Below are 15,121 nucleotides of genomic sequence, written 5' to 3' on the forward strand. Positions count from 1 at the left end.
TCTGCTGCCTTTCTGTATCTTAAAGTTAACGGCGTTTTTTTCGTTTACGTGATGGTGGTAGTGATTTTATTTACGCAATCGTTCCCGGCTCCGGTGTAACGCCTACACCAGCTTTCCCTCTTTACTGAATTTGGCCTTGTAATCCAACGGCGATAGCCCCGTTATTCGCTTAAACACTTCTCTGAATGCTTTGTCGTCTGAATACCCCACTTCGCTCATGACCTCAAATACCGTTTTGCGGCCGTTTTCCAGTTCGCGTTTGGCGACTTCTACTTTAACGCGCTGCAAATATTCCACCGGTGTATTACCGGTAGCTTTAATAAAGCGCCGGTCAAAATTCCTTCGGCTCACGGCCAGTCTGCTGGCCAGCGCCTCAAAAGAGATCCGCTCGGTCATATTCTCCTCAATAAAGGTCTGTGCCTGCGTCACTACATCGTCGCCATGATTTTTTTGGATCTGAAAAATTAGGAACGGCGATTGGGAAGTTCTTTCTATATCTATCTGAAAGATCTTTGAGCAAAAGATAGCGGTTTGCCGGTTGAAATATTTCTCTACGAGGAAAAGTACCAGGTTCAAAAAAGAGAAGGCGCCACCGTTGGAATAGATACCCGGCTCTTCTGCAATGAGTTTGTCAATGTGCAGATCAATATTGGGGAACAACCTTCTGAAATCGGATGCAACATTCCAGTGTGTTGAGCAGGTCTTGCCATCGAGCAGGCCGGTAGCGGCCAGTAGAAATGCACCGGAACAGATACTAGCTATTTCGGCACCGTTCTTATACTGATCCCTGATCCAGTTGATCATTGCTTTATTATCGGCCAGCAGATTGTCGAAGTTTTCATTGGCTATCGATGGAATGATCACCAGGTCGGCTTTTTTGATTTGCTGCAACGGCGCCGGATGTATTGAAAACAATCCATGCTCCAGTTGTAATTCGGGTTCAAAACCGGCTACCTGAACATTCATCATCGATTTGTTGCCTAACCGCTGCCAATAGGCGTTTGCCCGGGTAAGGATCTCGTAACAACCCGCTACGCTGCTTAAATTCACATACGTACTCGGCACAAGAATGATGACCTGTTTCATGGTATAAGTTTGTTGTAAAGGTACTGGATTACTTTGTCCAATTCAACCCGGCAACTTGTCTATTTTACACCTCTTCAAAGTTCTAAGTTTTGATTTTCTCAATCGAGGGCTATACAGGCAAAGGCATTCATAAAAAAGAGGTGACTAAAAGCCACCCCTCTATTACTTATAACTATGAACTGTAAACCTTGAACTTTTAAACTATAAACTTTGAACTATAAACTTTGAACTGTAAACTATTTTTGCGAATGAACAGTTTGTATGCTTCCATCCGCATTATAAGTAAGCGGCGCCACTTTTACATTGCGTAAATGCGTTTTGCCCGAAAGCTGCACGTCGTGATAGAACAAATACCATTTGCCATCTTTCTCAATGATGCTGTGGTGATTCGTCCAGCCTTCTACCGGTGCGAGTAACACGCCGCGGTAAGTGAATGGGCCGTATGGACTATCGCCGGTTGCATAACAAATGTTATGGGTATCACCGGTGGAATAGGAGAAATAATATTTCCCATTGTATTTGTGCATCCAGGCTGCTTCAAAAAAGCGTTTGTCGTTGTTCTTTTCTTTAAACAGGTTGCCGGCGCTGTCGAGGATCTTTATTTCTTTCACGGGTTCGGCAAAACTTTTCATATCTGCACCCAGTTTGGCTACTCTTGGTAATATGGCCAGTTCATCGCCTTGTTTTAATTTGGCGGCGCTGTCGTATTTGTTCTTATTCCAGCGTTGTAATTGTCCACCCCAGATCCCGCCAAAATACATATAGAACGAACCATCGTCGTCTTTAAACACACAGGGGTCTATGCTGTAGCTGCCTTTGATCGGCTCTTTTTCAGGCGTAAAAGGTCCTTCGGGCGTTTTGGCAGTAGCTACCCCGATCTTAAACACATCTTTTTTATCTTTCAATGGAAAATAGAGGTAGTAAGTGCCGTTGGCAAAAGCGGCATCGGGCGCCCATAACTGGCGGCCGGCCCAGGGAATGTCCTTCACATGCAGGGCAACTCCATGATCGGTCACTTTTCCACCCACTGAATCCATGGAAAGGATATGGTAATCCATCATGTTAAAATGGTCGCCATTGTCGTTTTCCGGCGTGCCGGTGGCGGTATCGTGCGAGGGATAAATGTAAATGCGCCCGTTAAAAACATGCGCCGAAGGGTCGGCCGTATAAATATGCGTTACCAGCGGCTGCGATACATATTTACTGTTTCCGGCTGCAGTGTTGGTTGAATCGGTTGTTGGCGCCTGTGTGTTTTCTGCATCATTACAACTGCAGAAGACTGCCAGTGCGGATGCGAATAAAAAGACGGTTCTTGTCATATGTTTTTAATGTTTGTACTGTTTATATGGTTTTACATATTACCCGGTCCATAAAACGAAAATACAGGGCTGACATCAACTGCATGAATAAATATTTCATAGTAAAATCCAAACCTCAAATCGCAAGATCCAAATAATAAAATCCAAATCACAAATCGCAAGATCCAAATAATAAAACCCAAATCACAAATCGCAAGATCCAAATAATAAAACCCAAACCACAAATCGCAAGATCCAAATAATAAAATCCAAATCACAAATCGAAAGATCCAAATAATAAAATCCAAATCACAAATCGCAAGATCCAAATAATAAAATCCAAATCACAAATTGCAAGTTCCAAATAATAAAACCCAAATCACAAATCGCAAGATCCAAATAATAAAATCCAAATCACAAATTGCAAGTTCCAAATAATAAAACCTAAATCACAAATCGCAAGATCCAAATAATAAAACCCAAATCACAAATTGCAAGTTCCAAATAATAAAACCCAAATCACAAATTGCAAGTTCCAAATAATAAACCCCAAACCTCAAATCGCAAGATCCAAATAATAAAACCCAAATCACAAATCGCAAGTTCCAAATAATAAAACCCAAACCTCAAATCGCAAGATCCCAATGATAAAATCCAAATCACAAATTGCAAGATCCAAATAATAAAACCCAGGTTACAAGTTACAAGAACCAAATAAGGAAACGCAGATCGGGTATGACCACTATCATTTTATGGCGTTGCAAAAAAAATTACCGGTTCAATGGTAACGGAAGAACACAACCGGAGGGTATGGCAATTGACCAGGGCACGCTTATGTTGGGGGCAGCAGGTACAGGAATATAAACTGGCGAAAATGGCTTGGAAAAAGGCCAACGTATTGCTTTTATAATGAAAAAAATAGCAGCAGGTTTCATACAGCAGTTAACTTGATAAGTTTTCAATCGTAGTAATCATAAATGGTTTCAGAGAACGAATGTAGCGCTTTTTTGCAGAAATGTAACCGATTACAATCTACAATTCGTTTATTTCAAAAACAGCAACAGGGAAGGTGCTTTAAAAGTTGTTCATGAACAGTCCTTAAAAAGTTAGATTCGATCAACCGCGTCTTTTGAGCTGGCATGCACTGCGAGCGCACAGGCATTACATTTCGGTGTTTAATAAATTAACTTCCGGCGATTGTTATTAAGACTTCCAGAAAGAAACTAACTCCATATTTATCAGATGTTTGCATAGGAACAATTTGGGTTTTGGCGGATGCCATGCAGAACTGCCGGTTGCCGGTTAAGAATGAAGATGAGATGATACTATTTTCACCAAAATTTATAATAGATTAATCAAAAAGCGGTGTTGGAACTGAAGCAGCAGCTAGTTAACTGTCGCCTGGAATTAAAATGTAACCGATTGCAATGAATGATTTCTATTTGTCAATAGCCAACAGGCAGGGTGAACCCGGTTATTGGTGGATCAACAAGAACGCTGGGTAATCAGTATTTGGAATAAATAACCTGGAGGTACATGCCATAATTCAAACGCCAGGATTACAGGGATCCGCCGTTAGTATATGTTTCATTATCCCATTTGCACATTAGCAAATCAGCACATTTGATTTCCCCCCCTTCTTATAAGATTTTCTCCCCCCTGCACGGTTTCCTTCGGGGTTAATTTTAAGCATCAATCAATTAAACCTTCATCTAAAAAAACGATTGCAATGAAAAAACTTGTGACCTCATTCGGCCTCGTGCTGGCCATGGCCTGCACAAAAATGCAAACTTCCACGTTGAACGAAACGCAGGAAGCGCCGCAAAACGACCGGCACCTGGTGACCGTTAATGCTACCAACAATTTCAAAGGGGTGAACTGGGCCGACCCTGCTGATAATTTCAAGGACGGACTGGTAGTTGTCAGTGGATTGGTTTCAACCGATAACTATGCTGCCGTACAATCAAAATCTGCCAACATTTTAACGGCTTTTCAGCAACTGGGCGCCAATACCGTGCGGTTGCCGGTAAATCCGCCTACTGTTTCCCAATCATGGTGGAACGCCTATACCGGCGCAATTGACCTCGCTGTGAGCCGGGGGATGAATGTTATACTGGCTTATTGGGAAGGCAGCAGTTCCCGCGATGGCGTGATTGACAATACCACACAGTTCTGGAATATGTGGCAAACGATCGTAAATAAGTATGGCGCCAACAGCCGCGTTTATTTTGAACCATTTAACGAACCGCATGGGTACAGTGCAACAGACCTTAACAACCTGTATGCAACCTGGTTAAATAACTATCCGTCGGTTCCGCGTGGCCGCATTGTACTTGACGGCCAGGGATACGCGCAAAATGTAAATGTGGTAGGGGCCGACAGCCGTTTGAGCAGCTGCCTGTTGTCGTACCATAACTATACGTGGTTCGATAATAACAAAACTACCACCGGCGACTGGGTGGCTGCGATCCAATCCATTGCCTACCCTGACCGAACCATTGTAACCGAATTTGGTATTCCCATGACCAACGGAAAGAACTATCTCGGGGCTGCAGGCAGCGATCGCGAGATCGCTTATTTCCAGGGAATGACGCAGGGGATCCTCGCGCGCTCCATGGGCTGTATATACTGGCCGGGCCTGCGCAATGGCGATACATACAGTTTACTTACCTTAAATGGCACCACCTTAACCACTAATAATGCATCGGGATTATCCCGTTTGCAATATGCCTGGGGCAATACATCAATTGCTTTTCCCAATGGCAGTTTTAACATTTCGGCCTGGTACCGCATCGTATGCCGGCAAAGCAACAAGGCGCTGGACGTAAACGCATCTTCCACCGCCAATGGCGGCACTATTGTGCAATGGGATTACTGGGGCGGAAACAACCAGCAATGGAAGATCACCTCTTTGGGAAATGGCTATTTCAGTATCATTAACCGAAACAGCAATAAAGCCCTGGACGTAAATGGCGCTTCTACCACTGCCGGTACCGGCATCATCCAATGGGATTATACCGGCGGCAACAATCAGCAATGGCGTATTGTACATATGGGATTTGGCTATTATGAGATCATCAACCGGAATAGTAACCAGTCACTCGATATAAATGGCGCCTCTACCGCCAATGGTGCATCGGCTATTCAATGGCATTACAATGGCGGCCGCAACCAGCAATGGCAGATCGTACAATTATAATTAATGCGTGCCCGATGGCCGAAGGATTGAAATGCGACAGCCGGAAAAAATAGTTATAGAACAATAAACCAATATGACGAAGAGTACGTTTCTAAGGAAAGTTTAAGCCAATGACCCTGGAACAGATAGTTAGCGACATTAACCGGGAATTGCGGGCTCAGTTGGAAAAATATCATTGTGTGCGCGGGCAGCTTCGTTATCAGGCGCCCTCAATGGTATCGTTGAATGGCACAAGAGGCGATGGTAAACCTGTTTTGATCTGGCAAAACGCCCCCAGGTTGCCATACCTCTTGTCCCTGTATGTAGATCAACTGTCCGGTTGCGGCGGCGTTACCGTTGAGGTAGATCTCTCCACTGACCGGTTTGAATACAAACCATTGTCAATAGCTGTTATCAAACAGGAAGCTAAAGAGCAGGAGGAGCAGGAGAGCGCTGATGAAAAGCGTCGTCAACAGGCATACCGGAGATCGCTTGAACAGCAAACCGAAACATATGGAATGGCACTGGCGTCAGCCGTAGCCGATGCGTTGCTGCATAATTCAATTGGTTATGGCCACCGCGACTATTGCGGCACGGGACTCGAATACCGGGATGGCGTCTATTATTACGGCGAACTGATGGACGGTTTTATGTGGGAGCCGTTTCTACAATGGGCATCGAAGCAGGATTTTATTCAGTGGCTGGCCCGGCAATCTGATGCTTCGCTTGCCAGATTGGAAGCGAAGGAACCATTCTATTGGGGCAATCAAACGATCACCCGCAATCGGCTTACAGAATTGCTGAATGCTAAACGCTAAACGCAAAACGCGCTGAACACCGTACCATCTGTCAATGAGCTGATTCGACAATATGATGATGCGATAGTGCCCAGGTCAACGCTTCCGTTATGGCTGATCCTTTATTTTACTATAATCCGCTTCCCGGGCTGCAATGCTTTTATCATAGGCTTCACGGTCGGCAAATATTTCCGGTTTATAGCCATCGCCTTTTTTTCGCTTTTTATGCAGATCAAACTGGCTGGCGTGGGAAGCTACCCACAGATCAAATTGAACTTTTTTCATGGCATCGAAAGTGTACGCAAAATCCTTGCTGATATCGGGGTAACCGGGCATGCCAGTCATTTTGGTGCCGGGCAGGATCGTTGGTATATTGGCAATTAACACGCGATAACTTTTCTTTTCATCATTCACTGTAACAAGGTAACTGCACGAACCCTGCGTATGGCCGGGATGATGTAACAACTCAAGTTTCGTTCCGCCCAAACTGATGGTATCATGATCCTTCAATAATTTATCTGCTTTTACGGGCAGAAATAACATTCCTTTGCCGCCCATATAATAATCGGAATTACCGCCATCTGCCAGCACTTTCGCGTCTTTTTCATCTACCCACATTTTGGCTTTAATTTGTTTCTTAATGTCGGCCATGCCAGCCACATGATCAAAATGCGCCTGCGTGGTAAGTAGTATTTTTATATCTGAAAATGAAAACCCTAATTGTTCTATGCTTTTCCTGATCAGGGGTACCGACTCTGCCAGCCCGGTATTGATGAGGATATGTCCTTTTGGTGTAGCGATGAGGTAACAGGCCAGGTCATAGGTGCCAACATAATACAGGTTCCCTGCGATGCGGAATGGCTCCGTTGGTTTGTTCCAGGTGGTATCATTGATAGGTAATGGCCTTAATTTTTGTGCAAGGATCGATGAATGGATGATCATTAATACGAACAGAGATATTACAACTTTTCTTATCATTTGATTAGCGTTTAACAGCTTGTAAAGTTGCGACATTTCAAACAAAATTCAGACCATAAACCAAAGCAGGTGTGGCACACTTTGCAGTATACCACACCTGCTTCAGGCAGTGAGCCGTCCATCCACCTTTTTTACGTGCCGTCTTCTTATTTAAATCGGAGCACTACCGGTTCCAATCCCGGCGATTCCAGTTTCACCTCGTACATGCCGCCTTTTGCAGGCGGCTGAACATACACGATCATTTGACCATGTCTTACTTTCCTGGTGCTGGATTTATAGTCACCCACATCATTAGCGTCACTGTTCTCCAACCCCAGCAAGGTCGCTTTGCCGGTAACACTTACGGAAATGGCGTTATCTGCGTCGAACACTTTTTGTCCCTTTTCATCTGTAACAAAAACTTCTAATTGTTGTAAGCCGCTCCGTTCATCGATCAAGGGATCTTTATAGATCTCTGCCTTTATACTTTTAGCAGGACCGGTTGTATGCAGGGCATACTGTGTCACTTCTTTGCCATTTTTATATCCTTTTACGATCAACTCACCCGGACGATATACCGTGTTCCAGAACAGGATGCGGTTTTTTGCGTCGGCCATGGTCTTTTTACCCAATGACTCACCATTCAAAAACAACTCCGCTTCTTCGCAGTTGGTAAAACAGTTTACGCGAATGGAATCGCCATCAGTGCCGTTCCACTTTGGCGCTGCCTGCCGGTGGCTCCAGATGCCATTGTCTTCCGACTTTGGAATGTGCGAAGTGCCCATATAGATCATCGGCTTTTTCGTCCAGATGCTTTGGCGGAAAAAGTATTCAGGCTTGGCAAACCCGCCGAGGTCTAACAGGCCGGCCTGGTTGCTGCGGTTAGGCCAGGCGCCTGCTTCCCCGAGATAATCAACACCCGTCCATAAATACTGACCAGCTACATAACTGTTGTTTTCAACTGCATTCCAGGCACTCAGCCGCATGCCATTCTCGCTGTCGTAAATGACGCGATCAGGATAATTTTTATGGTCTTCAGCAAAACGGTATTCCTGGTAGTTATAGCCTACAATATCCAGGTTGCCCGGATAGCTGGTCGTGTTCGACATCACAACGCCTGCAAGTGCGGCCGTAATGGGCCGGGTGGTATCATATTGTTTCGCTACATGTACCAGGTGTTGCGAGATCTCGCCCAGCCGGGCAGCTGGTGGATGCGTGGGGTCATAGCCTCTGCCATAGATCTGCGGATTGTTTCCGGAGTTTAATATTTCATGCGTGTACGGATCATTGGGATAATCTATCTCATTACCGATGCTCCACATAATGATCGACGGACGGTTGCGGTTGCGCAAGATCATATCGCGCAGGTCCTGGTCGGCCCATTGGGCAAAATCAGCATGGTAGCCGTCCTTGCCGGGTACTCCTTTGTTCCAGCCCTGGATCCATTTGTTCTTGCCCACTTCCCATTCGTCGAATGCTTCATCCATCACCACAAAACCCATTTCATCGCAGAGCCGGTATATATAATCCGCATGCGGATTATGGCTCAGCCTGATCGAATTGCAGCCGGCGGCTTTGAGCGTCCGCAATCTTCTGATCCATACTTCCTGCGGCACCGCCACGCCCAGCACGCCGGCATCATCATGGATGCATACACCCAGTAATTTAGTATTGACCTCATTCAGAAAAAAACCATTGTTGGCATCGTATCGAATAGCTCGAATACCTACTTTGTCTGTCCATTCATCGGTTTTTTGTCCGTTCGTTGAAAGGGTCACTTTTAACGTGTATAAATAAGGGTTCTCAATTGACCATAATACCGGACGGGGTATGGAAAATGCACAATCTGCCGCTGTTGTCGCATTATTGCCAGCCGTTATTTGCTGTTGCGCAGTGGCAACGGGTTTGCCGTTTTTGTCGCTCAGGGTACATAACACCGTCACCGCTTTGCTGGCATTTGTGTTGTTGGTGACTGCCACGATTACCTTTGCATTCGCTTTTGCTGCTGAAACAAGCGGTGTGCTGAATGCCACACCCCATTGGTCAATGTGCACCGGGTTGGTTGCAATGAGATAAACATTGCGATAGATACCCGAGCCGGTATACCATCTAGAATCGGCAAACCTGCTGTGATCTACTTTTACCGCTATAGTGTTTTTTGCCCCGGGTTGAATATACTTTGTAAGTGAATATTGAAAAGGAATAAAGCCGTTCGGCCGTTTACCCAGGTAATGCCCGTTGATCCATACCTCGCTGTTCTTGTATACGCCATCGAAATAAATGTAAAGCTGTTTACCGGTCATTTGCGGCGGTACTGTAAAGGTTTTTCGGTACCAGCCAATACCACCGGGTAAATAACCGGTGCCGCTGGCCCATTCCCTGCTAAATGGCCCTTCAATACTCCAGTCGTGCGGCAACTGCACTGGTCTCCATCCCGCATCATTAAACGCCGATTTTTCAGCCCCGGTTACATCGCCTTTTTGAAATTTCCAGTCTGTGTTGAATAATACCTGCTGTCTGACGCCCTGAGCCGGTAATAATACCGGCATCAGGAGCATCAACAACAAAAAAGAATTATAATTGCATTTCATATCGTCGAATTTTGATTAGTATCCGCTGTTTTGTTGGATCTTATTATTGCTGGCCTGGATCTCTGCGCGGGGTATTGGCAGCCAGTAATGTTTGGTTTCGAATTTACGGCCATCCAGGGCCACTTTGGTCGCATACGTTAATGTGTTGCCATTTTTCGTGATCGTAATCCCGTTGGCCGGTTTGTTCTCTGTAAGCTCAGCAATCTTCCATCTTCTGACGTCATAGAATCGGTGTTCTTCAAAGGCCAGTTCCACCCGCCGTTCATAACGGACAGCCTCACGCATTTGCGCTTGCGACATCCCGGTTGGTAAAGCCGGCATATCGATGCCTGTTCTTTGCCGCACGAGGTTAACAGCCGTGCGGGCCGACAGGGTGGAACCGGAAGGTACTACATCAGCGCCGTATGCTTCATTGGCGGCTTCGGCAAAATTCAATAATACTTCTGCATAGCGGATATAATACCAGGGTTGAAAACCGGCATTACCCCAGGGATTTTGTAATGGGTAAGCATCGTTCATGTACTTCTTCAGGTAATAGCCCGTTTTGGAAGTGTTCCAGTTATCAGGACCATCCTTACTGTCTTTACCACCGGGCAGGAAAGTTTCAATGGTGCTGCCTCGATAGCTGGCGCCATTGTACAATACGGTTGCATAAAAACGTTTGTCGCGGCCAAGATAGGGATTGTTGGGATCGTAGCCGGACGTGGGATCAGTGATCGCTTTGCCATTGTCCATCTGGTAATCGTCGACCAGGTTTTGCAAGGGCAGGTTACCGCCCCAGCCGCCATAACTGTTCGGGCCATTTGCTATCTCCAAATGGGTGTGGCCGGCATTTTTGGTGTACAGGCGCACGAAGATAGATTCGTTATTGTCGCCATTAAGGAACAGGTTGCCATATCCGCCGTCATAAATACTGTATTTGTTCAAACCGATAACAGCCTGCGCGGCTGCAGCGGCTGCCTGCCAGGTGCCGGCAGCGTATAAGGGACTGGCTGCATATAATAACAATCTTGATTTTAACGCAAGGGCAGCGCCTTTGGTAGCCCGGCCCAGGAGCCAGTTGCCGTCGTTGTTCAATGGCAGTAATGCTGCAGCTTCATCGAGTTGCGCTACGGCGTAGTCGATGGATTCTTTCAGCGAAGCCCTTGTGAACAGCGATTCATCCTGCAAATTATCACTCAGGTTGTATACATTGTCGCCCATTAAAATTACACCCCCATAATTCCTGATAAGGTCATGGTAGCGGAATGCCCTGATGAATTTCAATTCGCCCAGGAGCCTGTCCTTATGCGGACTGCTCATCGTCACTTTTTCAATATTATTTATGGCGAAGTTGCAATCACGGATGCCGCGATAGCTGCGTCCCCAGATGGTGCCGGCGATGCCGGTGTTCTCGGGCGCCAGCAAGCCTTTTTGCACCAGCCAGGTGTTGTCATCATTATTGTAGATGGATTCGTCGGTGAGCGAGCTCCACATGGCGTATTCAAAGCCACGGCCAAAACCGGGATTGGTGCCGTCGCCTTCTTTATCCTGCAGGCGGATGCCCACATAGCGGGCATATACGTAATCTTCAAACAATGCAGAATCCGCCAGGATCGCATCTTCCGAAACGCGGTCTGTTGGCTGAACATCCAGGAAATTCTTTTTGCACGAGGTGATCCCTGTTGCCAGCACAACGGTATATAGAATAGTTTTGAATATAGTTTTCATCTGAAATTATTTATTGTTTTTGAGCCAGCCGTCCGGCTGATGATCATGCCGAAAATTTTCCCGGAGGTGCCTCCAACTGGCGATAGAAATTTTAAAATCTCAATCCGAGTCCTATGTTTACGATCCGTTGCTGGGGATAGAACTGGCCGCTGTAATTGTCGCCTTCAGGATCATAGTCTTTCACTTTGGTTATGGTGAATAAATTGAAAGCGCTTACATATAAGCGGAGTGACTGCAGCTTCATTTTTGTCAACAGGGAACTGTTTACATTGTAACCCAACTGGATGTTTTTCAGGCGAAGGAACGCCGCGTTGTTCAGCCAGAACGTGCTTGGATAGCGGCCGCCATTCACCGAGGCGGAAGTTCTGGTATCAACGCGGGGATAGGAACCATTCGGATTATTGGGGCTCCAGCGGTTATCGGCCCAGCTGCTGTAAAAATTGCCAACGGTACCAGCCTCAGGTAATACAAACTGGCTTACATGGGCCTGTCCGGCAAAAACGACAGAAATATCAAAGGCTTTGTAATCGGCAAACAACACGGCGCCATAAGTGATCTCGGGAATATTGCCGTATTTGGTCCTTACCTGGTCATCGGCGGTGATGTGTCCATCATTGTTATAATCCTGCAGTATAAGATCGCCGGGCTGTGCGCCGCTCAGGTGCGGATATTTGGCGATCTCTTCGGTGGTACGGAAGATGCCAAGCGAATTATACAGGAGTTGTGTGCCTAAAGGACGTCCTGTTTGTTTTTGATGACCCAACACGGCTGCCGCTTCATCCATGAACACGATCTTGCTTTTGGCAAAAGTGATATTACCACTGGCGCCGTAATGGAACTTTCCTTTACGATTGTAATAACCAAGGGTCGCTTCCATTCCGTTGCTGTTTACCTTACCAATATTTTCTGAAGGCACTAATGGGTCGGAACCAAACGCATTTACGATGCCCGTCACCGCAGGAATAGAGGCATTGCGGGTAGTAAGAATGTTACTTCGTTGCTGGCGGAACCAGATGAACTCAAAAAAGACATCGTTGAAGAGCACAGCTTCGAGCCCGACGTCTGTTTTACGCGCTACTTCCCAATGAACCTGCCTGTTGGCCAGTTTGGTAAGGTCTATGCCGGGCACAATCGACGAACCCAATACCACCTGGCTGTTGAACGAATAATTATTAAAATACTGGAACGGATTTATATTATCATTTCCGAGGGTACCATAGGAGGCCCGCAGTTTCAGATCGTTTATAAAAGAAACGTCCTGCAGGAACGATTCCCTCGACAGGCGCCAGCCTGCAGAAAAAGAGGGAAAGTAGCCGAATCGTTTATCTGGCGGAAATATCGTTGACCCGTCAATACGCATTTGCACATCGAACAGGTATTTTTCATCGTAGTTGTAAGAGATCTTTCCCAAATAACTTTTACGGGTAAAATGATAGCTGCTGCCAGAGTTATCGCGGTCGGTGGCAGCTGTTCCTCCCTGTGATAATTCCGGTGTTTGCGTAGTTGGAAAGTTTAAACGGGTAGCCCCAAAGGTCTCCCGCCGCAATTCACTTTGTTCATAAGCCACAAATGAGTTCAGGTTGTGTTTGCCAAAGCTCCTCACGTAATTCAACCTAAGGTGCGAGGTGAGCTGGGTATAATTTTCCTGGCCTTCGGTCAGGGAGGCCGCGTTGTTTGAACCGCCTACGATCCTGGAATTGTAGGTATTGGCGTTTTTGTCGTAAGAATACAACAGGTAGGGTGTGGAGAATGTCTTTGAGAAATACCATGATTTGTCTACCGCCAGGAACCCTTCCACGGACACGCCTTTCAGCCCAGCAATATTGTAATTGCCTTTCAGGATCCCATTGAATACCGAGCCTGGATTTTTGTTCAATCCACCAATGCCTGTTGCCATCATAGCGGGGTTATTTCCCTCGATACCACTCGAAGGCAAACCATTGGGATAGAAAGCGGGACTGGTGGGATACGCCCGGTAGATAGAGCGGAAAATATTGCCGGCCGTAGAAGTGGGAAACTGGCGGTCTTCCTGGCGTCCCGATAAATACAGGCTCACTTTAAAGTCTTTTGAAATGGTAGCATCGAGGTTGGAGCGAAAACTGTATTGATGGTATTTGGTAGCGCCGTTCTTATACAAACCATCCTGGCTCAGCAGGCCGGCGCCCACATAATAACGCACCGTTTCTGAACCTCCGGCCAGGGATAGGTTCAGGTTATCCTGGCCTGTTGTCCTTTTCAACGTGGTCTTTGCCCAGTCGGTATTGGGATAATTCAACGGATCTAAACCATCGGCAAATTTTTGAATGTCTGCAGCTGAATATTGTTGGTTCAAGCCACCTGCCGGGTTATTATAATAGGCGATCTCGTTGGCGATGGCTGCATAGGTTGGCGCATCAGCCATTTTCGGCAGCCGCGTAGGGGAGGAGAAGCCATGATCGTAGGTTACCGCAAGCGAAGTTTTTCCTGCCTTGCCACGTTTCGTAGTAACGAGGATAACCCCGTTGGCAGCACGGCTTCCATAGATAGCGGCCGAAGCATCTTTCAATACGGAAATATTATCAATATCCATCGGGTTCAATCTTTCGAGTCCGCCGATCTGTCCGGGTACCCCATCCACGACGATCAATACATCATTGTTACCCATAGTGGCCAGGCCGCGGATCCTTATAGAAGACCCATCGTAACCCGGTTCACCACTGCGGTTATTTAACATGACGCCCGAAAAACGTCCGGCCAGTGAATTGGACACATTCACCTGCGGACTTTTCGTGAGATCGCTGCCTTTTACAACCGAAACCGAACCGGTCAGGGTGGCTTTTTTCTGCGTGTTATACCCTACCACTACTACTTCCGACATATCGATCTGTGAGGTCACCAATGCGATATTCATGTTACCGCTTTTGGCCGCCATTTCCTGGGTAGCATAATTGACATGGGTAAAAACAAGAGTGGCTTTTGCCGGCGCCTGCATTGAGAACCTGCCATCCTCGTCTGTGATCGTACTCGTTTGCGTGCCTTTAATTGTTACGGTTACACCAGGTACTGGCGCATCGCCGGCAGTGACCCGGCCCTGAACCGTTGTTTGCGCAAAAAGCGCATTTCCTGTTAATAATAGAAAAGCAAGAAGGAGAAGCTGGCGGGTGGCCCTGTAGTAAAGCATAGCGGCCGCCCCCATTCTCAAGTGCAGAAATTGTCTCATACAACAAGCTCGTTTGGTTAAAAAATCGAAATACGCAGAAAGCAGGCTTATGCTGAAAGCGCGAGGCAGAACGTTATCGCCTGATCATGTATCGTTCAATAGCGCCGGGTGTTCGGATTGCGCGTTCCGCTTTTTGCGTTTTAGCGTTTGGCCTTTGCCTTTTGCTGTTCTTTCTGCAAAGTAGGCCCCGGGTGAGGGTTGGAGAGGGGGTAAATCGCTAAAATGAGGGGGGTAAATCCAATATGGTAATTTGCTAATGTGCTAATTAGCAACTGGTATACACTTATTTAGGGAACTGAGGTTTG

The 15,121-nt window shown here is 46.5% G+C and carries 8 protein-coding genes; 2 read left to right on the top strand and 6 right to left on the bottom strand.

Annotated elements, in window-relative coordinates:
- Window positions 1-102 precede the first annotated feature (102 nt).
- Both JUB15_RS18385 and JUB15_RS18390 read right to left on the bottom strand, forming a co-directional pair.
- Window positions 103-1,086, bottom strand: a complete 984-nt coding sequence (locus JUB15_RS18385; protein ID WP_207513960.1) for a GlxA family transcriptional regulator — start codon at window positions 1,084-1,086, stop codon at window positions 103-105.
- A 236-nt stretch (window positions 1,087-1,322) separates the two neighbouring features.
- Entirely contained in the window at window positions 1,323-2,405 is a 1,083-nt protein-coding gene (locus JUB15_RS18390) for a glycoside hydrolase family 43 protein (RefSeq protein ID WP_207513961.1), read from the bottom strand.
- 1,708 nt (window positions 2,406-4,113) lie between these two features.
- Here JUB15_RS18390 and JUB15_RS18395 point away from each other — a divergent pair.
- Window positions 4,114-5,583: an RICIN domain-containing protein gene (locus tag JUB15_RS18395; protein ID WP_207513962.1), complete on the top strand. Its 1,470-nt coding sequence runs from the start codon at window positions 4,114-4,116 to the stop codon at window positions 5,581-5,583.
- 110 nt (window positions 5,584-5,693) lie between these two features.
- Window positions 5,694-6,380, top strand: a complete 687-nt coding sequence (locus JUB15_RS18400; RefSeq protein WP_207513963.1) for a hypothetical protein — start codon at window positions 5,694-5,696, stop codon at window positions 6,378-6,380.
- An 87-nt stretch (window positions 6,381-6,467) separates the two neighbouring features.
- On the opposite strand, the gene bla is transcribed toward JUB15_RS18400, so the two are convergent.
- The 4 genes from bla to JUB15_RS18420 form a co-directional block, all read right to left on the bottom strand.
- Complete coding sequence (bla, locus tag JUB15_RS18405; protein ID WP_439651007.1) at window positions 6,468-7,334, bottom strand: subclass B3 metallo-beta-lactamase; 867 nt, start codon at window positions 7,332-7,334, stop codon at window positions 6,468-6,470.
- A 149-nt stretch (window positions 7,335-7,483) separates the two neighbouring features.
- A complete protein-coding gene (locus JUB15_RS18410; protein WP_207513965.1) occupies window positions 7,484-9,907 on the bottom strand; it encodes a glycoside hydrolase family 2 TIM barrel-domain containing protein in 2,424 nt (807 codons plus the stop codon).
- A gap of 15 nt (window positions 9,908-9,922) precedes the next feature.
- The gene (locus JUB15_RS18415) at window positions 9,923-11,617 is read right to left on the bottom strand and encodes a RagB/SusD family nutrient uptake outer membrane protein (protein ID WP_207513966.1); all 1,695 of its coding nucleotides are present in this window, start codon (window positions 11,615-11,617) and stop codon (window positions 9,923-9,925) included.
- Between the two features lie 91 nt (window positions 11,618-11,708).
- The gene (locus JUB15_RS18420; RefSeq protein WP_207513967.1) at window positions 11,709-14,816 is read right to left on the bottom strand and encodes a SusC/RagA family TonB-linked outer membrane protein; all 3,108 of its coding nucleotides are present in this window, start codon (window positions 14,814-14,816) and stop codon (window positions 11,709-11,711) included.
- Window positions 14,817-15,121 lie beyond the last annotated feature (305 nt).

This window comes from Longitalea luteola (assembly GCF_017356035.1).
GTDB lineage: Bacteria > Bacteroidota > Bacteroidia > Chitinophagales > Chitinophagaceae > Niastella > Niastella luteola.